The sequence below is a fragment of the Massilia solisilvae genome, from assembly GCF_024753215.1.
GTDB classification, from domain to species: Bacteria; Pseudomonadota; Gammaproteobacteria; order Burkholderiales; family Burkholderiaceae_D; genus Telluria; species Telluria solisilvae.
In genome coordinates, this window is record NZ_JANUGV010000003.1 from 348,337 (window position 1) to 368,904 (window position 20,568).

General features: G+C 66.5%; 19 protein-coding genes and 1 tRNA gene. 13 read left to right on the plus strand and 7 right to left on the minus strand.

Annotated features, from left to right (window positions below; translation table 11 throughout):
- Positions 1–269 precede the first annotated feature (269 nt).
- From gmd to NX773_RS14560, 11 genes are all read left to right on the plus strand, one after another.
- Entirely contained in the window at positions 270–1,313 is a 1,044-nt protein-coding gene (gmd, locus tag NX773_RS14510; RefSeq protein WP_258857028.1) for a GDP-mannose 4,6-dehydratase, read from the plus strand.
- A gap of 1 nt (position 1,314) precedes the next feature.
- The gene (locus NX773_RS14515) at positions 1,315–2,241 is read left to right on the plus strand and encodes a GDP-mannose 4,6-dehydratase (RefSeq protein WP_258857029.1); all 927 of its coding nucleotides are present in this window, start codon (positions 1,315–1,317) and stop codon (positions 2,239–2,241) included.
- Between the two features lie 8 nt (positions 2,242–2,249).
- Positions 2,250–3,386, plus strand: a complete 1,137-nt coding sequence (locus NX773_RS14520; RefSeq protein WP_258857030.1) for a glycosyltransferase family 4 protein — start codon at positions 2,250–2,252, stop codon at positions 3,384–3,386.
- Positions 3,387–3,400: 14 nt separating this feature from the next.
- Positions 3,401–4,546 carry a glycosyltransferase family 4 protein gene (locus NX773_RS14525; protein WP_258857031.1) on the plus strand — a complete coding sequence of 382 codons (1,146 nt, stop codon included), beginning with the start codon at positions 3,401–3,403 and terminating at the stop codon, positions 4,544–4,546.
- A 130-nt stretch (positions 4,547–4,676) separates the two neighbouring features.
- On the plus strand, positions 4,677–5,426 hold the full coding sequence (locus tag NX773_RS14530) for a substrate-binding periplasmic protein (protein WP_258857032.1): 750 nt from the start codon (positions 4,677–4,679) through the stop codon (positions 5,424–5,426).
- Between the two features lie 193 nt (positions 5,427–5,619).
- The gene (locus NX773_RS14535; RefSeq protein WP_258857132.1) at positions 5,620–6,267 is read left to right on the plus strand and encodes a c-type cytochrome; all 648 of its coding nucleotides are present in this window, start codon (positions 5,620–5,622) and stop codon (positions 6,265–6,267) included.
- A gap of 13 nt (positions 6,268–6,280) precedes the next feature.
- Positions 6,281–7,546, plus strand: a complete 1,266-nt coding sequence (locus tag NX773_RS14540; RefSeq protein WP_258857033.1) for a c-type cytochrome — start codon at positions 6,281–6,283, stop codon at positions 7,544–7,546.
- 18 nt (positions 7,547–7,564) lie between these two features.
- Complete coding sequence (locus NX773_RS14545; RefSeq protein ID WP_258823479.1) at positions 7,565–7,747, plus strand: hypothetical protein; 183 nt, start codon at positions 7,565–7,567, stop codon at positions 7,745–7,747.
- A gap of 1 nt (position 7,748) precedes the next feature.
- Positions 7,749–8,312, plus strand: coding sequence for a cupredoxin domain-containing protein (locus tag NX773_RS14550; RefSeq protein WP_258857034.1), 564 nt, complete (start codon positions 7,749–7,751; stop codon positions 8,310–8,312).
- Positions 8,313–8,328: 16 nt separating this feature from the next.
- The gene (locus NX773_RS14555; RefSeq protein ID WP_370662258.1) at positions 8,329–9,933 is read left to right on the plus strand and encodes a cbb3-type cytochrome c oxidase subunit I; all 1,605 of its coding nucleotides are present in this window, start codon (positions 8,329–8,331) and stop codon (positions 9,931–9,933) included.
- Positions 9,930–10,712, plus strand: coding sequence for a c-type cytochrome (locus NX773_RS14560; RefSeq protein WP_258857036.1), 783 nt, complete (start codon positions 9,930–9,932; stop codon positions 10,710–10,712). Before NX773_RS14555 ends, NX773_RS14560 begins: the two co-directional genes overlap by 4 nt.
- Here the strand turns inward: NX773_RS14560 and NX773_RS14565 are convergent.
- A complete protein-coding gene (locus NX773_RS14565; protein ID WP_258857037.1) occupies positions 10,709–12,079 on the minus strand; it encodes an ATP-binding protein in 1,371 nt (456 codons plus the stop codon). The two genes, NX773_RS14560 and NX773_RS14565, sit on opposite strands and share 4 nt — an antisense overlap.
- Before the next feature lies 1 nt (position 12,080).
- On the minus strand, positions 12,081–12,764 hold the full coding sequence (locus NX773_RS14570) for a response regulator transcription factor (RefSeq protein ID WP_258857038.1): 684 nt from the start codon (positions 12,762–12,764) through the stop codon (positions 12,081–12,083).
- A 159-nt stretch (positions 12,765–12,923) separates the two neighbouring features.
- Between NX773_RS14570 and NX773_RS14575 the strand changes: the two genes are divergently transcribed.
- A complete protein-coding gene (locus NX773_RS14575; protein WP_258857039.1) occupies positions 12,924–13,622 on the plus strand; it encodes a hypothetical protein in 699 nt (232 codons plus the stop codon).
- 86 nt (positions 13,623–13,708) lie between these two features.
- Here the strand turns inward: NX773_RS14575 and NX773_RS14580 are convergent, their stop codons facing one another.
- The 3 genes from NX773_RS14580 to NX773_RS14590 form a co-directional block, all read right to left on the minus strand.
- Positions 13,709–14,488: a nucleotidyl transferase AbiEii/AbiGii toxin family protein gene (locus NX773_RS14580; RefSeq protein ID WP_258857040.1), complete on the minus strand. Its 780-nt coding sequence runs from the start codon at positions 14,486–14,488 to the stop codon at positions 13,709–13,711.
- A 31-nt stretch (positions 14,489–14,519) separates the two neighbouring features.
- Entirely contained in the window at positions 14,520–15,545 is a 1,026-nt protein-coding gene (locus NX773_RS14585) for a type IV toxin-antitoxin system AbiEi family antitoxin (RefSeq protein ID WP_258857041.1), read from the minus strand.
- Between the two features lie 338 nt (positions 15,546–15,883).
- Positions 15,884–15,968 (minus strand) — tRNA-Leu (locus NX773_RS14590).
- 225 nt (positions 15,969–16,193) lie between these two features.
- On the opposite strand from NX773_RS14590, the gene NX773_RS14595 reads away from it, so the two are divergent.
- The gene (locus tag NX773_RS14595; protein ID WP_258857042.1) at positions 16,194–18,161 is read left to right on the plus strand and encodes an APC family permease; all 1,968 of its coding nucleotides are present in this window, start codon (positions 16,194–16,196) and stop codon (positions 18,159–18,161) included.
- Positions 18,162–18,188: 27 nt separating this feature from the next.
- Here the strand turns inward: NX773_RS14595 and NX773_RS14600 are convergent, their stop codons facing one another.
- Together NX773_RS14600 and NX773_RS14605 are read right to left on the minus strand one after the other, a co-directional pair.
- On the minus strand, positions 18,189–18,665 hold the full coding sequence (locus NX773_RS14600; protein WP_258857043.1) for a hypothetical protein: 477 nt from the start codon (positions 18,663–18,665) through the stop codon (positions 18,189–18,191).
- Positions 18,666–18,845: 180 nt separating this feature from the next.
- Positions 18,846–20,567 carry a glycosyltransferase family protein gene (locus tag NX773_RS14605; protein WP_258857044.1) on the minus strand — a complete coding sequence of 574 codons (1,722 nt, stop codon included), beginning with the start codon at positions 20,565–20,567 and terminating at the stop codon, positions 18,846–18,848.
- Position 20,568: the final 1 nt, after the last annotated feature.

Consider the following 20,568-nt stretch of genomic DNA (forward strand, 5'->3'; position numbering starts at 1 on the left):
GCCGGGCTTGCAAAAGTTCGGCCGTCTTCACTCGGCGTTGACTCGTGTCACATCATCGTGAACACGCCTGCCGCAACGCCTGAATTCACGTAACAATTCGTTTCGAGGCTGAGTTTCGATCGCGTTTGCCGGGATAATTGTCAGAAATTGTTCTCACACTGTCACCGTTTTCTTTTGTGCAAAGGTGCGGGCAATGGCTCTGTTACAATGGCAGGTTATCAGCATCAACGCGCCGGCTTGCGCGATCACCACCTAGAATTACCACGAACATGCACACAACGAAGAGAGCCCTGATCACCGGCATTACCGGACAGGACGGCGCATATTTGGCAGAGCTGCTCCTGGAAAAAGGGTACCACGTGACCGGCACCTATCGTCGGTCCAGCTCGGTCAACTTCTGGCGTATCGAAGAGCTCGGCATTGCCGCGCACCCCAACCTGTCCCTGGTCGAGTACGACCTGACCGACCTGTCCTCGAGTCTGCGCCTGATCCAGACTGCCGAACCGGATGAGGTGTACAACCTGGCCGCCCAGAGCTTCGTCGGCGTGTCGTTCGAGCAACCCATCGCCACCGCGTCGATCACCGGCATGGGCGCGGTCCACCTGCTCGAAGCCATCCGCATCGTCAACCCGGCGATCCGCTTCTACCAGGCATCGACCTCCGAAATGTTCGGCAAGGTGCAGACCATTCCGCAGGTCGAGGCAACCCCGTTCTACCCGCGCAGCCCCTACGGCGTGGCCAAGCTGTACGCGCACTGGATGACGGTCAACTACCGCGAGTCGTACGGCATTTTCGGCTCGTCGGGCATCCTGTTCAACCACGAGTCGCCGCTGCGCGGGCGCGAATTCGTCACCCGCAAGATCACCGACAGCGTGGCCAAGATCGTGCTGGGCAAGCTGGACGTGATCGAACTGGGCAACCTCGACGCCAAGCGCGACTGGGGCTACGCGCGCGAATACGTCGAAGGCATGTGGCGCATCCTGCAGGCCGACGTGCCTGACACCTTCGTGCTGGCCACCAACCGCACCGAGACCGTGCGCGACTTCGTCAACATGGCGTTCAAGGGGGCCGGCATCACGGTCGAATGGACCGGCAGCGGTGAGGCCGAGCGCGGCTTGTGCGGCAAGACCGGCCGCGAGCTGGTGCGGGTGTCGCCGCGCTTCTACCGCCCGGCCGAGGTCGACCTGCTGATCGGCGACGCCGCCAAGGCCCGCCGCGAGCTGGGCTGGCAGGCCGAAACCACCCTCGAGCAGCTGTGCCAGATGATGGTGGACGCCGACCTGCGCCGTAACGAACAGGGCTTCTCGTTCTGACATGAACCCGAACGCCATCGAAGCCGGCCCGCAAGAGGGTGCGGGCAAGCGTGCCCTGGTCACCGGGTTGCGCGGCTTCACTGGCTACTATCTGCAGCAAGAGCTGGAACGGGCCGGCTACCAGGTGTTCGGCACCGTGCTGCCGGGCGAACCGGCCGCCGCCAACACCTTCGCGGTCGACCTGCTCGACCAGGCCGCAGTGGCCGAGATGGTGGCCAAGGTGCAGCCCGACGTGGTGGCGCACCTGGCCGGCATCGCCTTCGTCGGACATGGCGACGCCGGGCAAATCTACCAGGTCAACGTGGTGGGCACGCGCAACCTGCTGGCCGCCCTGGCCGGCTGCGGCCACCGGCCGCAGTGCGTGTTGCTGGCTTCTTCCGCCAATATCTACGGCAATGCAAGCGTCGAGGTCATCGACGAGAGCGTCTCGCCCAGCCCGGCCAACGATTACGCGGTCAGCAAGCTGGCAATGGAATACATGGCGCGGCTGTGGATGGACCGCTTGCCGATCGTGATCGCGCGCCCGTTCAACTATACCGGCCCGGGCCAGACCGAAAGCTTCCTGATCCCCAAGATCGTCGGCCACTTCCGGCGCGGCGCGCGCCAGATCGAGCTGGGCAACCTGGCCATCGCGCGCGATTTTTCCGACGTGCGCATGGTGGCCTCGTGCTACCGGCGCCTGCTTGCCGCCTGCCCGGCGGGCGAAGCCTTCAACGTCTGCTCCGGCCGCTCGCATGCGCTCGCCAGCCTGATAGAAATGATGGAAGCCATCGCCGGCTACCGCATCGAGGTGCGCGTCAATCCCGCGTTCGTACGTGCCAACGATGTGCTCAATCTCATGGGCAGCAACGCCAAACTGGCGCGCGCGATCGGGCCGCTCGAACCGATCCCGCTGGCCGACACCCTGCGCTGGATGTTCCAGGCGTGAGTGCGGCAATGCTTACCGTCGGCCTGGGCGCGAACATGATCGAGCCGGGGCTGACCGGCGGCCGCCTCGACGGCATCGGGGTGTACACCCAGGCGCTGCTGCGGCACCTGCCGCGCGCCGGCTGCCAGGTGGCGCCGTATTCCTGGCCGCGGCCGCTCTCCGGCAATGCCGCCGCAGACGCGATCAGCATCGGCCAGCCGATGCCGCAGTCGTTCGAGGCCGCCTCGCTGGTCGAGCTGGTGACCCCGCGCGTGCACCGCGTGCACATGCCTGCCGACTTGTTCCACGTCACCGATTACCGCGTGGTGCGCATGGATTGCCCGGTGGTGGCGACCCTGCATGACGCGCTGCCGATCAAATACCCCGAGTGGTGCAGCCCGCGCCTGCGCCAGCTGAAGAACTGGCTGCAGCGCAAGGCGGCGCAGAAGGCCGACCACGTGATCGCGCTGTCGCATTTCGCGGTGGACGAGCTGGTTCAGTGCTTCGGCGTGGACGAGCGCCGCGTCTCGGTGGTGCCGTGCGGCGTGGACGACGAGTGGTTGCAGCCGCCCGATGCGGGCGAGGTCGCGGCCACGCTGGCGGCGCTCCAGCTTCAGCCGGGCTATTTCCTGTTCGTCGGCACGCTGCAGCCGCGCAAGAACGTCGAGCGCCTGCTGCAGGCCTGGCTCGCGCTGCCGCAGGCGGTGCGCGCCGAGCGCGCGCTGGTGATCGTCGGCGCGCCCGGCTGGCGCTGCGAGCAGCTGGTCGCGCGCCTGCGCGCTGCCCAAGCCGATGGCGAGAACCTGGTCTGGCTCGACCGCCTGACCGACGGCCGCCAGTTGCGCCACGTGTACGCGGGCGCCGGGGTGTTCGTGTTCCCCTCGCTGTACGAGGGCTTTGGCATCCCGATCGTCGAGGCGTTTGCCTCCGGCGTGCCGGTGGTGGCCTCCAATGCCAGCTCGCTGCCCGAGGTGACGCAGGGCGCCGCGCTCGAAGTCGATCCGCTCGACGCCGGCGCGCTGGGCGAGGCGATGCTGCTGCTGTCGCGCGATACGGCGTTGCGCGCGCGCTGCGCCGCGGCCGGGCGCGCGCGCGCCGCACGCTTGACCTGGCACGAAACGGCATGCAGCACCGCAGCCGTGTACCATAGCGTCCTTAACCGATGAGCCAGGCAGCACCGATGCGCGTCCTCCACTTCTACAAGACTTACTACCCCGACTCGCTGGGCGGGATCGAGCAGGTGATCCGTCAGCTGTGCGTGGGCACCGGGCGGCTGGGGGTGACCAACCAGGTGCTGTCGCTGTCGCGCCAGAAGGACCTGGCACCGTACGTGTTCGAGGGCACCGAAGTGCACCGCGTGCCGCTCGACTTCGAGATCGCCTCCAACGCCTGCTCGCTGGCCGCGATCGGGCAGCTGGCGCGCATGGCGCGCGAGGCCGACGTGGTGCACTACCATTTCCCGTGGCCGTTCATGGACCTGGCCCACTTCATGGCGCGCGTGAACAAGCCGAGCCTGGTGACCTACCACTCCGACATCGTGCGCCAGAAGCACCTGCTGCGCCTGTACCAGCCGCTCAAGCACCGCTTCCTGAACAGCGTGAACACGATCGTGGCCACCTCGCCCAACTACATGGCCTCGTCCGCGGTGCTGGACCGCTACCGCGACAAGACCCGCGTCATCACCTACGGCCTGGACCGCGATACCTACCCCGAGCCGGCGCCCGAGCTGCTGGACCAGTGGCGCGCGCGGGTCGGCGCCAAGTTCTTCCTGTTCGTCGGCGTGCTGCGCTACTACAAGGGCCTGCACATCCTGCTGGACGCGGTCGAGCACCTCGACTACCCGGTGGTGATCGTCGGCGCCGGCCCGATCGAGCAGGAGCTCAAGGCGCACGCCGCGCGCCTGGGCCTGTCCCATGTGCACTTCGTCGGCGCGCTGGACGACGCCGACAAGGTGGCGCTGCTCAAGCTGTGCTATGCGGTGGCCTTCCCGTCGCACCTGCGTTCGGAGGCATTCGGCATCTCGCTGCTGGAGGGCGCAATGTTCGGCAAACCGATGATTTCCAGCGAAATCGGCACCGGCACCACCTACATCAACATCGACAACGAGACCGGACTGGTGGTGCCGCCCTCCGACCCGCAGGCGCTGGCCGAGGCAATGCGCAGGCTGTGGGACAACCCGGCGCTGGCCGCCGACATGGGACGCCGCGCCGCCCAGCGCTACCGCGAGCTGTTTACGTCCGAACAAATGGCCGCCAGCTATACCGCGCTGTACCGCGAACTGGTGGCGCGCCACGCCGGGCAGACACTGGCCACGGCCAAGGCCTGAGCCGCAGCGCCTGACTGTTGCGCGCATACAGCAGTTTTCCCCCAGCGCGATGCATTCTTGCTGCCCCGACATCGTTGCGGTTATGCTAGAACCCGACGCCACCGCAAGCGGCGCATCCCGGGGTTAGCCAATGTCGACGAAATCAACTGCGATAGCGCTACTGCTTGCGCTCTGCGCCACCGCAACCGCGCAGGGCCAACCCAAGCTGTACCTGACGACCGAAACCTCGGCCCCTTCCAGCATGATCGAAGGCGGCCGCGTCACCGGCATCGGCACCGACAAGGTGCGCGAGATCATGGCGCGCGCCGGCATCGACTACACCATCGACCTGCTGCCGTGGAAGCGCGCCTACATGGCCGCGCTCGAGCGCCCCGACGCCTGCGTGTTCTCCACCACCCGCACCGCCGAGCGCGAGGCGCTGTTCAAGTGGGTCGGCCCGACCGACGAGGCGCAGTGGGTGCTGGCGGCGCGTATCGGCAGCGGCATCCGCCTGAACACGCTCGAGGACGCGCGCAAGTACCGCATCGGCACCTACAACGGCGACGCGCGCGACCAGTACCTGCGCGAGCGCGGCTTCCAGGTCGATCCGGCCCCCAACGACCTGATCAACCCGCGCAAGCTGATCATGGGGCGCATCGACCTGTGGGCCGCCGCCTGGCGCCACGGCAGTCTGGTGCTCGGCCAGCACGGCTGGGACAAGCAGATCGCGCCGGTGCTGACCTTCAACCGGCTGCGGGTGTACCTGGCCTGCAACCGCGGCGTGCCCGACGAACTGGTGGCGCGCATGAATGCCGCGGTCGAGGCGATGACGCGCGACGGCACCATGCGCCGCATCGAACGCAAGTACGATGCCTGGGTCCCGCCCGGCTCGCCAGAGTAGGGCGCCCGCTTTTCCCGTTTCTCCTGCCGCCATCCGGTCCGAAGCGTGCGTCGGACTTGTGGCGATCATGCTAACTTTCGCTCCACATTGACGGTGGCGAGAGAGGCCGGCCACGGCCTTGTTGCAGGAGAGGAATCAATTGAAGATTTTCCTGAGTCTAGCGATCGCGGGATTGGCGCTGGCCGGGCCGGCGATGGCGCAGCAGCGCGCGCCCGACCGCATCCCCGACACCATGGAAGCGCGGGTGGCCGCCTGCGTCGGCTGCCACGGCCTGCAGGGCCGCGGCGTGGCCAACGTCTATTTCCCGCGGCTGGCAGGCAAGCCGGCCGGCTACCTGTACAACCAGCTGGTGGCGTTCCGCGACGGCCGCCGCCGCTACGTGCCGATGAACTACCTGCTGGAATACCTGCCCAACAGCTACCTGATGCGCATGGCCGAGTATTTCGCCGCGCAAAACCCGCCGCCGCTGGTGCAGCCGGCCACCAACGCGCCGCCGACGCTGCTGGCTGACGGCAAGCGCATCGTCACCCAGGGCGTGCCCGGCAAAAAGATCCCCGCCTGCATCGCCTGCCACACCCCCGAGCTGACCGGGCGTGAACCCGGCATCCCGGGCCTGCTGGGCCTGCGCGCCGACTACGTCAGCGCCCAGCTCGGCGCGTGGCGCTACGGCACCCGTACCGCGCTTGCGCCCGACTGCATGCAATTCGTCGCCTCCAGCCTGTCCGAACCCGAGGTTGCCGCGGTAGCCGCCTACCTGGCGTCGCTGCCGGTGTCGGGCAACCGTCCGGCCAGGGCCGGCGGCGCGCGCCTGCCGCTGGCCTGCGGCAGCCAACCGCAATAAAAGGGGAGCACCGATGTCCGTCCGTTTCCTGTTCAAACTGGTTGCGCTGCTGGCGCTGTCCACTGGGCTGGGCAGCGCGGCGCTGGCGCAGCCGAAGGGCCGCGCGCCGGCCCCGCAGTCGCAGGTCGAGCGCGGACGCTACCTGGCCCAGGCCGGCGACTGCATCGCCTGCCACACGATCCCGGGCGCCAAAATCTTTTCCGGCAACCGGCCCATGCCCACACCGTTCGGCACCCTGTACTCGCCCAACATCACGCCCGACCCCGAGACCGGCATCGGCCGCTGGACCGCCGACGAGTTCTACCGCATGATGCACACCGGCCGCTCGCGCAACGGCGATCTGCTGTACCCGGCCATGCCGTTCGCCTCCTACACCAAGGTCACGCGCGCCGACTGCGACGCCATCTTCGCCTACCTGCGCTCGGTCCCGCCAGTGCGCCAGCAGTCGCGCCCGCACGACCTGCGCTTCCCCTACAACAACCGGGCGCTGCTGATCGGCTGGCGTACCCTGTACTTCCAGGAAGGCGAGTACCAGCCCGACCGCAGCAAGTCGGCCGAGTGGAACCGCGGCGCCTACCTGGTGCAGGGGCTGGGCCACTGCGCGATGTGCCACACGCCGATCAACGCGCTGGGCGGCTCCTCGGCCGAGCAGGCCTTCCAGGGCGGCCTGATCCCGATGCAGAACTGGTACGCGCCCTCGCTCACCTCCAACCGCGAGGCCGGCCTTGGCAACTGGGAGATCCGCGACATCATGGACCTGCTTGCCACCGGGGTGTCCAACCGCGGCACCGTGTACGGCCCGATGGCCGAGGTGACCTACAACAGCCTGCAGTTCATGAGCGACGAGGACATCCGCGCCATGGCGGTGTACCTCAAGGCCCTGCCGGCCGACCAGCCGGTCACCGCCGACGTGGGCGCCTCGCCATTGCGCGCCGGCGAGGCGTTCAATACCGGGCGCCGCATCTATGCCGACCGCTGCGCCAGCTGTCATGGCGCCGAAGGGCGCGGCAAGCTGCCGCACTACCCGCCACTGGCCGCCAACCAGTCGATCAACATGACCTCGGCGGTCAACCCGATCCGGATGGTGCTCAACGGCGGCTACCCGCCCGGCACCCGCCGCAACCCCATGCCTTACGGAATGCCGCCGTTCGCCCAGGTGCTGTCGGACGACGACATCGCCGCCGTCGTCACCTTCATCCGCAGCGCCTGGGGCAACCGCGGCGGGCCGGTGACGGTGCGCGAGGTCAACCGCCTGCGCTCGGCCACCGTCGTCGAATGAGACCTGACTGGAGAATCCATGTTCTACGAACCAACTGATGTGGACCGCGACCCGGCCGAGGCCCAGCGCCAGGTCGATGCGGTGGTGGCGCGCGGGCCGCGCGGGGCGTTCGCGCTGGCGGGCGTGGCCACCGCCCTCGTGCTGCTGATCTGGCTGGTATTCTTCTTCGGCGTGTTCGTCGCGCGCGGCGGCGGGAACTGACATGGCCACCAGCGACATCCACGACCACGGCGCCCACGTCGCCGCCGCCGCCGAGTCGCGCTGGGCGATGGTGGTCGGCGCCATCATCCTGTTTCTGCTGGCGATGACGGCCTACATGAGCCTGCACTGGGCGGCCATGCCGCCGGTGCGCACCGAGACCATCGACCCGAGCACCTTGCACATCGCCGGCGAATTCGTCGAGGGCAACCTCGGAACCGCGCTGGAGCCGGACGGCGCGGTGACGGTGCGGGTGGTGGCCAACCAGTATTCGTTCACCCCGCAGTGCGTGGTGGTGCCCACCGACACCCCGGTCACGATCCGCGCCACCGCCGCCGACGTGGTACACGGCTTCTCGATCGCCACCACCAACGTCAACATGATGCTGGTGCCCGGCTACATCTCGAACTTCCGCACCCGGTTCACCGAACCGGGCGAGCACCTGATGCCGTGCCACGAGTACTGCGGCACCGGGCATGCCTCGATGTGGGCGCATGTGCAGATCATCGACAAGGGCGAGTTCATGCGGCGCGCCGCGACCGCCAGGAGGCTAAGCTGTGTTAAGTAACGATACCCGGCGCCTGGTGCTGGCCCATTTCTGGATCGCCTTCATCGCCTTCTTCGTCGCGCTGCTGCTGGGCGAGTGGCAGATGTACATCCGCAGCCCGCTGCGCGACTGGATCGGCAACCCCGAGCTGTACTACCGCTCGGTCACCGCGCACGGCTCGGCCATGGGTTACGTGTTCCCGACGCTGGTGGCGATGGGCTTCGGCTACGCGATCGTCGAGCTGTCGCTCAAGCAGCCGCTGGTGGGCAAGCGCTGGGCCTGGGGCGGCTTCTTCCTGCTGCTGCTCGGGGTGGTGGTGGCGATGGCGCCGGTCTCGGCCGGGGTGTCGTCGGTGCTGTACACCTTCTACCCGCCGCTGATTGGCCACCCGGCCTACTACATCGGCGTGGTGTTGGTGGTGGTCGGCTCGTGGATCTGGGTCGCGCTCATGTCGGTCAACCTGCGCGTGTGGAAAAAGGCCAACCCGGGGGTGGCGGTGCCGCTGCCGATGTTCGCCAACGTGGCCGGCGCCTATCTGTGGGCCTGGACCTCGCTCGGCGCCGCCATCGAGATCCTGTTCCTGATCCTGCCGGTCGCGCTCGGGTTCAAGACCACCATCGACGCCGGCCTGGCGCGGGTGTTCTTTTCGTGGACCCTGCACGCGATCGTCTACTTCTGGCTGATGCCGGCCTACATCGCGTTCTACACCCTGGTGCCGCGCGCCATCGGCGCGCGCCTGTACAGCGACACCATGGGGCGCCTGGCCTTCATCCTGTTCCTCGTGTTCTCGATGCCGATCGGCGTGCACCACCTGTTCCAGGACCCGCAGGTCGGCTCCGGCGTCAAGTTCCTGCACGCGGTGTTCACCGGCATGGTCTCGGTGCCCACGCTGCTGACCATCTTCACCATCACCGCCTCGGTCGAGATCGCCGGGCGCCTGCGCGGCGGCAAGGGCGCGTTCGGCTGGATCCGCGCGCTGCCCTGGCACAACCCGATGATGCTGGCGGTCGCGTTCTCGTTCATCCTGCTCGGCTTTGGCGGCGCCGGCGGCATCATCAACATGAGTTACCAGCTCGACTTCGCGGTGCACAACACGCAATGGATCACCGGCCACTTCCACCTGATCTTCGCCGGCGCCATCGTCATCATGTATTTCGCGCTGTCCTATGACCTGTGGCCGCACCTGACCGGCAAGCAGCTCGAGAGCAGCGGCATGATGAAGGCCCAGCTGTGGCTGTGGTTCGTCGGCATGATCGTCCTGACCTTCCCATGGCACGTGGTGGGCGTGATGGGCATGCCGCGCCGGATGGCCTACTTTGACTACAGCAACCCCGAGCTGGCGCCGCAGGCGATCACCGTCATCATCAGCTTCATCGGCGGGCTGCTGCTGGTCGTGTCCGGCCTGCTGTTCCTGCTGGTGCTGCTGCGCGGCCACATGTCCGAGGCCATCCGCCTGCCCGAGTTCCGCTTCAGCCAGCCGGTGCATGCGACCGCGCGCTTGCCGGTCGCGCTCAACAGCTTTGCGCTGTGGCTGGCGCTGATGGTCGGCCTGTCGGTGGTCAACTACGGCTACCCGATCGCCCAGTTACTGCCGCTGAAGGAAACGTCGGTGCCGGCGGTGCCGGTGGGAGGCCATCCATGAGTGACCTGTTCAGCACCCGCAATCCCTGGTTCACCCGCAGCGTCGGCATCCTGGTCGTCATTGCGGTGGCGGCCGGAATGGTCGGCTTCGTCTGGCTGCCGCGCACGCACAACGCCGGCGCGCTCAGCCTGTGGGACGCGATCTGCAGCGCCGCCGGCGCCCCGGCGCGCTTCCAGAACGCCGCGCTGCCCGGCGAGAAGGCGGTGTTCCCCAGCACCGTGGTGGTCAGCGCCGACATGATGGGGCCAGGCAGCCAGCAAGAGGTTGGCCGCGGCGCCACGCTGGCGCTGGCCTGCACCATGTGCCACGGCACCCAGGGCACCAGCCCGGCCGGCACGCCGCACCTGGCCGGCCAGCAGGCATCCAGCATCTACAAGCAGCTGGCCGACTTCAAGTCCGGGCACCGCCCGAGCGTGATCATGCAGCCGATGGTGGCCAACCTGTCCGACCAGGACATGCGCGACCTGGCCGCCTACTACGCCAGCCAGAAGCGTGACCGGCCGATCCCGGCGCGCATCAGCCCGGCCACGCCGCGCCTGGTGCGCAACGGCGACCCGATGCGCAACATCGGCGCCTGCTCGGCCTGCCACAGCCCCAACGTGCAGCGGCCGGCCACGCCAAACCTGGACGGCATGAACGCCGACTACCTGCGCACCCAGCTGCGCGCCTTCCACGCCGGTACCCGCGCCAACGACATCAACCGTCAGATGCGCAATGCCGCGCACCAGCTGACGGCGCAGGAAATCGACGAACTGGTGCGCTACTACGCCAGCCGCTAGCGCGGCGCGCCGGCGCCGCTTGCCAGCGGCAGCACGATTTCCACGCACAGGCCGCCGCCATCGCGGTTGCGCGCGCTGATCTCGCCGCCGTGGCTGCGCACCACCCGTTGGGCGATCGCCAGACCCAGCCCGTGCCCCGGCAGGGCCGTGTTCTGGCTGCCGCGCTGGAACGGGCGGAAGATCAGCGCCAGCTCCGCGTCCGGCACCCCGGGGCCGTGGTCGCACACCGCGATGCGCACCAGCCCGGCGCGCGGGTCGGGCGTGACGCTGGCGGTCACCGCGGTGCCGTCCTCGGTATGCTTGACCGCGTTGCGCACCACGTTCTCGATCGCGCTGTGCAGCATCTCGGCGCCGCCGCGCACCACGCTGGCGCCGGTGGCGCTGAGCGACACCGACTTGCCGCTGGCCTGGGCCTCGAAGCGCGCGTCATCCACCACCTGGGCCACCAGTTCATCGATCACCACCTCGTCCCCGAGCGCGCCGCCCACACCGGCGTCGAGCCGCGCCAGCGCCAGCACCTCGCCGATCATCGCATCCATGCGCGTGCTCTCGCGCTCGATCCGGTCGAGCCAGGTGCCGACCCGGTCCGGCCGCTGGCGCGCCAGGCCGATCGCTGCCTGCAGGCGCGCCAGCGGCGAACGCATTTCGTGTGACACGTCGTGCAGCAGGCGCCGTTGGGCCGCATGCTCGTCCTCCAGCCGCTGCGCCATGCGGTCGAAGTCGCGCGACAGGTCGGTCAGCTCGTCGCCGCGCCTGGCCGGGGCGCCGATCCGGGTATCGAGCTTGCCGGCGGCCACCGCATCGAACGCCGTGCGCAGCCTGCGGATCGGCTTGGCGAAATGCCATGCCAGCAGCGCCGCCGACACCAGGCTGCCCAGCATCGCCAGCAGCATTGGCATCAGCGGAAAATAGCCGTCGCGCGGCGCCCGGTGACCGCCCAGGCCGTGGCTGCGCGCGCGCGCGCCGCGTTGCTCGCTGCGCGCCGCGAACAGCAGCCAGTCGTTACCCTCTGCCTGGACCGTCTGCAGTGCGTGTGCGGCCGGATCGCGCGCATGCAGCTGGCGCAGCTCCTGCAGCAGCGCGGCGTCGGTGGGCCGGCCGAGCAGCTCGTGGCCGCCCGCATCCACGGCATACAACTGTATCCCGTCATGCTGGGTGAGCAGGGCACGCAGCGCCGGCAGGCCGCCAAAGCGCAGCGTCTGCGCCGCCGCGTCCACCGCGAACGCGCCCGGCGGGCCAAAGTCCACGCGCGCGCTGCGGTGCGCCGCATTGCGGTCCTTGAACCAGATACCGGTGCTGATCGCCAGCACCGCCAGCGCCTGCACCAGCCAGGTGGCAAAGAAGAACTTCCAGAACAGGCGGCCCATGTCAGTCCTTGACCAGCACGTAGCCCTGCCGGTGCACGGTCTGGATGCACGAGCGGCCGTCCGCCAGCGTGCCCAGCTTGTGGCGCAGGCTGCTCATGTGCACGTCCACGTTGCGGTCGAAGCGCGCCAGCGGACGAAACAGCGCCTTTTCCGACAGGTCCTGCTTGCTGACGGTGTGCCCGGCATGGCGCACCAGCACCTCGAGCAGGTTGAACTCGGTGCTGGTCAGCGCCACTGCATTGCCGTCCCACTGCACGCGCCGCTGCTCCGGCCACATGGCCAGGCGCCCGACCACGAACTGGTTGCTGTCGCCGGACCCCAGCTGCTGGGTGCGGCGCAGGATCGCACGGATGCGCGCCGACAGCTCGCGCGGCGTGCAGGGCTTGGACACATAGTCGTCCGCGCCCAGCTCCAGGCCCAGGATGCGGTCGGCGTCATCGCCCTTCGCGGTCAGCATCAACACCGGCAACTGGCTGCGCGTGCGCAACTGGCGCAGCGTCTCCATGCCCTGCATGCGCGGCATCATCACGTCCAGCACCGCGATCGCGAACTCGCCGCCCACGGCTTGCGCCAGCCCGTCGGCGCCGTTGTGCACCGCCGCCACCTCGAAGCCGTCCTGCTCCAGGTATTCCTTCAACATCTCGACGAGCTCCACGTCGTCGTCGATCAATAACACTTTTGCCATGCGTATTTTTCCGTGACCAGAACGCCGATGATAACGGCCCCCGCGCAGACGTATTCAGCGGGTCACATTACTTTACGTAAATTTACCCGGGCTTTACTGCGATTTACCGCCTTGGCCGCCACACTGCACGGCGTGTCACTCAACCAACAAGGAAGCCACATGTCCATCAGCAGCATCTCCAGTTCCCTCTCTTCGTTGACCCAGACCAGCCAGCTGGGAAGTGCCAGCCGGGCATCCGCCGACGACCAGGCGCAGCAAGTGCAGGGCGGCGCGCCGCCGCGGCCGCACGGCGGGGGCGGGCTGGGCAAGGCCGTGATGCAGTCGCTGGCCGACACGCTCGGCATCGACACCTCGTCCGCTGGCGGCGCCAGCGCCACCGACGGCAGCACCAGCACGGCCGCCAGCACCGCGGGCACCACCGACGTGGCCAGCGCGCAGCAGGCGCTGGGCAGCTTCATGCAGTCGTTGATGTCGGCGCTGCACGCGCAGGGCGCAGGCGCGAGCGCGTCGAGCGGCACCAACGGCCGCGATCCGGACGGCGACGGCGATGGCCACAAGGGGCCGCGCATGGGCCAGGGCGGCCCCGGTCGCATGGAATCGGACCTGCAAAGCCTGATCCAGAAGCTGGCGTCGAGCAGTACCGGCACCTCGACCAGCAGCGACAGCACCACATCGAGCCACAGCACGCCGAGCGATAGCGGCACCAGCACGCTGCAGGACAGTTTCAAGAACCTGTTGTCTGCCCTGGGTGTGTCCACCGATGGCAGCAGCGATAAACTGAACAGCTTCCTGCAAAGCCTGCAGAGCAAGATGGCCGACGTCCATCCGGCGGGGAATGCCGTCAACACGAGCGCCTGATTGGATTTTGGTCATTTCACGCTGCCGGTAGCGATCTGCCCGGGGCCAAGTTCGTGGCATCGTCGCTTCGGCCGCACAAGCGTTTCTTAGCTTGATAGAGTCTTCAAAAAAATGTCGAAAAGTGCTTCGATGTTTTCCGGGGGAAGCGCGGACCTATGTGACATTTGTCCGAGGAAGCGGTACTTTTTTCTGGGTTCGGTTGTTAAAATTCTTACCACCTGTGCGCACGTATCAAGCTGCACGTCTCTCTTGGCATCGCGTGCCAGCAGCCCAGCGCCCGCAAGTTCAACGTCATACCCTGCGGTTTCCATCAGGTCCAGTCCGTCAGTATAAAAGCGGTCCTGCTGGCCGGCCTGATGGTAGTTGCGCATCAGGTATAAGATGTCCGTCGCGTGCTTATCGTTCGACGGTTTGTCGTTCCACGCGAGTATCTTCAAGATTGCAATTGCAGGTATGGATGCGACGCGGACCGAAAAGCCAGGCTCAACCTCAACCAGCAGAGAGGATTCAAAAGCATCCTTATATCCGGCGACATTCATGACAAAATCCCCGGCGGGAGGCCAGGCAATTTCGCCGTTCTGCTCTACACCGTCAAATGGGACCAAATCGAGCGGGTAGATCAGGCTTTTTTTGTAGACGAGGCGATGGTCTTGGTTTCCCGGTTCAAAATCTCCCGTTGCGAGCAAGGCCTGCTTAAGCTGTGAGAAGGCGTTCCAGTCGGCAACGCCGACCGCAAAGTCCACATCTTTCGTGGCTCGCGTGCGCTCGATACCGTGTACGTGCCAGAGCAGGGCATCGCGCGCAGCGGCTCCGATCACGAAGAAGTCCAAGTTAAGTGTGTGAGCGGCTTCGGAGACGTGGCGCATGACTGCGACCATTTCGTCCGGCAGCGCACGTTCAGGACTGACTCTGTACGCGTTCACAGATCGCCTTTCTCAATTCTTGGGCAATCTCGAGATTGCGGCTATTTGAGCTCCAGATCAAGTCGGCGTAGATCAGTGGCTCTGGCACCGTCGGAAAGGATCGGAGGGCTGGACTGTTCCAGAACATATCCACAAGTTCTATTGACCCGGCTGGGTCGGCGCGCAGCTTGAGCCAGCGCACGAGGTCCGGCAACACTCCGGGCTCTTGCATATTCACATAGAGCGTCAGTTCGCCGGGGACGAGCGAATATCCGAGCTTCGACGCTGCAGCTTCACCACCAAGCTCGACTTCCCCCATGGCTGGCGACACTAGGTCACGTGCGGCGTCCATCGAGGCAGCGCGCATCCGGCGCTTGAGGAGCTTTGGGCGAATTCGTGCGATATAGCCTTCGGTCCAAACGTCAAGCCAGCGCTCGGGTATCGATAGCATGCGTCGTGCGGAGTTTGTCTCAACATAGAAGCCGAGTTGCCGCAAGCTCTCCAATGCCTTTCCGGCTGCGCCGTGTGAAATTCGCGCAGCCTCACCAATTTCACGCACGGACGCGTTAAGAAAATGAGGCTGTGTCAGCACGGCGAGCATGACCCGCAGCGTAGCCGGAGTCACGGTAGGCTCGCTCGACAGCAGGTTTTGTGGACTAGCTTTTTGCCCCAGGATAAACACAAGAAGGTCGTCCGTTTTAAGGAAACAGTTGCCTGCGGCGTCAGCAAACATCACATTGTTCTCCCGACAGTACTGCCCCAGTTCAGCGGACATTCGCCGGGTGCCCAGTACCCCCTCAGACCCATGACGGTTCTTGAAGCTCAGAATCTGATCTCGACGATCGACAGTCGCCTTTACCTCGATTGGCAGCACAAACGGCCGTTTATCATTAGTCGCAAACTGTAGGACCTGGTCGAAAGATTCATCTCTCACCGCCTGGCTGAACAGTTCGACGTTAAATCCGGTCGCTCGTTTCAGACCGTCAACAATTTGATCGAGAAGTGTGTCCTCAAGGCGCATAAGTGTCCACTTTATTTATGTGTCCACGAAACGTGGACAATCCATTATGCAGCGCTGTGCATTTAAATGCAACGTCCACGTTACGTGGACAGGAAGGAGCGCCCAGGCAAGAACGACACCAGATGTGGTCGCTGTGAGCGGCTCGATAATGCCTGGTAAGCGACAGTTCGGCCGAGCGCCGTCCTTGGTTGAGCAGGCGATTGATTTATAGCAAGAACTGGACGCTAAAAACCGCCGCAAAGCAAGAGTCAGGATGGGTACGGCGAAACGCCTCCCGTCAGGAAGTTTTGCTGAGCAGCCTATGCGATAACGGTGCGAAGAACAACAGATGGGATGAGTGGTGCCTCCGGCCGGAATCGAACCGGCACGCCTTTCGGCGCTTGATTTTGAGTCAAGTGCGTCTACCAATTCCGCCACAGAGGCACTGCAGGGAGGCACGCATATTAGCACACCGTTTTGGCAACTGACCAGCCTACAGCGATGCCGCCCCCGACCGGGCAGATGCCGATAAGGGGAAAACAAGATCGCATTGAAGCGTCGTGGCGGTTTCCCCCACCCGTGATAGCGCCATTGTGTGCTTTTGCCGGGTTCCAGCGTATGATCTCGCTTCCCTTCAGAAACAGAGCCATCCCGGCGGTGGCGGACACGATGAAAAACAAGAAGATACGCGAGATCATCCTCGGCAAAGCCCTGGACCCGATGAAGAGCGAGACCCGCCATTCGATGGCGCTGGTGGCCTTCCTGGCCTGGGTCGGACTGGGTGCCGACGGCCTGTCCTCGTCCGCGTACGGACCGGAGGAGACCTTCCGCGCGCTCGGCACGCACACCCACCTGGGCCTGTACATGGCGCTGGCCACCGCGGCCACCGTGTTCATCATCGCGCTGGCCTACAACCAGGTGATCGAACTGTTCCCCACCGGCGGTGGCGGCTACCGCGTCGCCACCAAGCTGGTCGGACCCTACCTCGGCCTGGTCTCCGGCTGCGCGCTGATCCTCGACTACGTGCTCACCATCGCGATTTCGGTCGCGTCAGGGGTGGATGCGCTCGCGTCCTTCCTGCCGCTCTGGGTACAGCCGTACAAGCTGGCCGCCGAGGCCTTCTTCATCGCCGCGCTGATCATGATGAACCTGCGCGGGCTGAAGGAGGCGATCCGCATCCTGCTGCCGATCTTCCTCGGCTTTGTCGCCACCCACCTGGTCCTGATCGTGTACGGGATCGTGGCCCATGCCTCGCACCTGCCGCTGCTGATTCCGGCAACCATCGCCGAAACCACCTCGCTGGCGCAGGGCATCGGCTGGTCCAGCGTGGCCGGCATGCTGCTGTTCGCCTACTCGCAGGGCGGCGGCACCTACACCGGCCTGGAGGCGGTGTCGAACAACGTGAACATGCTGGCCGAGCCGCGCGTTCGCACCGGGAAGGTGACGATGTTCTACATGGCCGTGTCGCTCGCGATCACGGCGGGCGGCATCATCATGCTCTACCTGCTGTGGGACGCGCATCCGGTCGAAGGCCAGACCCTGAACGCTTCCACCTTCAAGGTCATCATCGCCAACATGGGACTGGGCGGGCCGGTGCTCAACCAGGTCATGCTCGCGGTGGTGCTGCTGTTCGAGGCCGGGCTGCTGTTCGTGGCCGCCAACACCGGCTTTCTGGGCGGCCCGTCGGTGCTCTCGAACATGGCGTCGGACTCGTGGGTGCCGCACCAGTTCCGCTACCTGTCCTCGCGCCTGGTCACGCAAAACGGCATCCTGGTGATGGGCATCGCCGCGCTCGCGATCCTGTTCTGGACCGGCGGCCAGGTCACCATGCTGCTGGTGCTGTATTCGCTGTCGGTGTTCCTCACCTTCGCCATTTCTCTGTTCGGATTGTGCGTGTACTGGTGGCGCAACCGCGGCGGCCCCGAGGGGACGCGTTGGATCGGCCGCTTCCTGCTCTCGCTGGTCGGCTTCATCATCTGCGCCGGCATCCTGGCGATCCTGCTGGTCAAGCGCTTTGCCGATGGCGGCTGGGCCACCGCCGCCATCATCGCCGCCATCGCCTGCCTGTGCATTTTCATCCGCAACCACTACCGCGAAACCAAGCGCGCCATCCATTTGGTGGACACCGTGTTCGCGAGCCAGCCGTTCGGCCCCGGCCGTGAGCCCATCGAGCCGGACCCGCAGGCGCAGACCGCGGTGTTCATCGTCGGGAACTCGCGCGGCGGCGGCCTGCACGCGCTGTTGTGGGTGCAGCGCATGTTCCCCGGCCATTTCAAGAACTTCCTGTTCGTGAACGCGCGCACGGTGGACGCGCACGTGTACGGCGGTGAGGGGGCGATGGAAAAGATGCGCGAGGACGCGGCCGAAACGCTCGAGTTCTTCGTCGACTTCTGCCACAGCCACGGCATGGCTGCCGCCTCGTACATCGGGTTCGGCACCGACGCGGTGGAGGAGATCACGCGCATGTGCGAGCGCATCAGCAACGAGTTCCCGAATGCGATTTTCTTCACCAGCAAGCTGGTGTTCGGGTCCGATAACTGGCTGATCCGCCTGCTGCACAACCAGGCGTCGCTCGCGGTCCAGCGCCGCCTGCACCTGGAAGGTCTGCAGATGGTGATTCTGCCAATGAAGGTGTAACCCGGCGTCGGCGGCCGGCAGCGGGGCTCAGCCCTGCGGGGCAGCGCCCAGGCACTTGCGCAGCGCGTGCAGCGTGATCGCCGGCCCGGTGACGGCCAGCACGTGTTCGCGCAGCGTGACCTCGATGTCACGGGAGGGCCAGCGCAGGCCGCCGCGCGGCCGGTAGCGCAGGAAGCCCGGCGGCATGGGGATGCGTTCGTAGCCCAGCGTCGCCAATCCCTCTTCCAGCGCGCGCAGCAGGTGCCGCGCCTCGAACCGCGTGGTCACCTCGAACCGTGCCGGCATGAGCGCGAACAGCGGCAACAGGCCGCCCGCCAGCACCGGGATCACGATGTAGGCCAGTGGCGCCGTGGGGTCGAGCTTTCGGAACAGCACGACCAGTCCGGCCAGGCCCAGGACCATGACGAGCGCGAATGTGGCCAGCCGCCGGCGCGGCCGGTGCGGGCTGAGCCAGGGCGCGACCTCATGGGCATAGACCACTTCCGAAAAACTGACGCTTTTCATCCTTGAACTCCCCAGTGGCAAAGCTGCGCTGCTTGCCGGCATTGTGTCCCGGTCCGGCTCGCTTGGCGCTTGATTTTGCTCAAAAGTGGAGCAATTTGCAATAAAACAATGCGCGCATGCGGCATGCATGCCGCCGGGCGGCGCGGATGAAAAAGAGCCCCGCGCGGGCGGGGCTGTCGGTCAGCGCCGGCGGTAGAGCCGGAAGCGCTCGTCGCGGTCGGACGGGCGCCGTCCTTCCCACAGCATGGTGTAGTCGCGCAGGCGGAACTGCTGCGCCATCTGGCGTTCGTCCTTCAGGCGCACGCTGTCCTGCAGCAGCAGGTAGTCACAACGCCCGGCGTTCTCGACGCCGGCGAACGGCAGGTGGCCGAAGTAGGCGAACGAGGCGCGCTGCGCGGGGCCGACATTGGTGTCGATGCAGTTGGTCTCGGCCGGCAGGCGCGCCGCGATCTGCTGGGCCACGCTGGCGTAGCTCTTGCTGTAGTTAAGGTCGGGCAGGAACAGCGTCATCACCAGCACCCACAGCAAAATCAGGCCGCCGGAAGACAGCACCACCGCGCGCCACAGCACCGAGGGCTGGCGCGAGATGCGCCAGTGGACCAGGAAGAACCAGCCGACCGTGGCCGCCAGCGCGACGATGAAGGCGACCAGGCCGAACTCCGGGTGAAAGCCTGGCACCAGCTTGAGCGCGTTTTTGGCCAGCTGCGCCGGCCAGCCGGTCAGCTTGGCGATCCAGAACAGCCAGACCAGCGCGCCCAACGTGGTCAGCACCATCACCGAGAACCAGTCGATGCCGTTGATCGCGCCACGCTTCATGGTCGGCAGGCCGAACGCGGCCATCAGTGCGAGCGGCGGCAGCAGGCGCAGCATGTCGCCGTTTTCCGGCAGCGGGTCGCACACGATCAGCACCGTGAGCGCGGCCACGAAGTACAGCGGCAGCACGATGTGCAGCAGCTTTTCCTGGCGCCGCCAGGCCCAGATCGCCCAGAATGCGAACGGCCAGGCCGGCCAGAAGAACCACACGCCCACGCGGAAGAAGGTCTTGACCGAGAACCAGCCGGGCAGGGCCAGTTGCGACAGGTTCCACGCGTTCCAGCTTCCGATCGGCGTGCCGTTGTAGGGGTGGGCCAGGAGCGCCGGCACGATCCAGATGAGCGTGATGCCGACGCCCGTGGCCACGGCCAGCGCCAGGTCGCGCAGCGTGGGGGCGGCCGGCATCTTGAGAAAGCGCGTGCACAGGAACAAGGCCAGCACCAGCACCAGCGGCGAGGCGTAGCCGCGGGTGAGGGCCAGCGCCCCGAGCGACAGGCCGATCAGGGCCGCGTTGCGCGGCGACGGCAGCTCGACATAGCGTACCGCGCGGTACAGGAAGTAGGCCAGCAGCGAGCCTTGCAGGGTGGCCGCGAGCGTCTCGTGGCTGAGCGCGAGCAGGCCCAGGCAGCCCAGGTAGATCAGCACCGCGGTGTCGGCCAGCGTGCGGCCATAGTCGTCCGGCTCGGGCTGGCCGCCGAACGCCAGCCGCAGCGGCTGCGCCTCGGCCCGGCGGCCCAGGTGGAAGGCGGTGTACCACAGCGAAGCGGTGCCGGCGACAAAAATGGCGATGGTGGACAGGCGCGCGGCCAGCACGTCGCCCAGCAGCCAGCCGAACAGCTTGATGCACAGCGCGCCCAGCCAGAACGCGAGCGGTCCTTCCTCGGGCGCCGGCAGGCCGGCGATGTTGGGCAGCAGCCAGTCGCTGATGTTCCCGTGCGCCATGGTCCACATGATGCCGAAGCTGGCGGCATCGTCCTTCCACGGATCGCGCCCGATCAGCCCCGGCAAGATGTACAGCAGGCCAAGCGCGAACAGCGCCCAGCGTGGCAGCGCGAGGGTGGCGGCGGCGGGAAGGCGGACGGGTTTCATC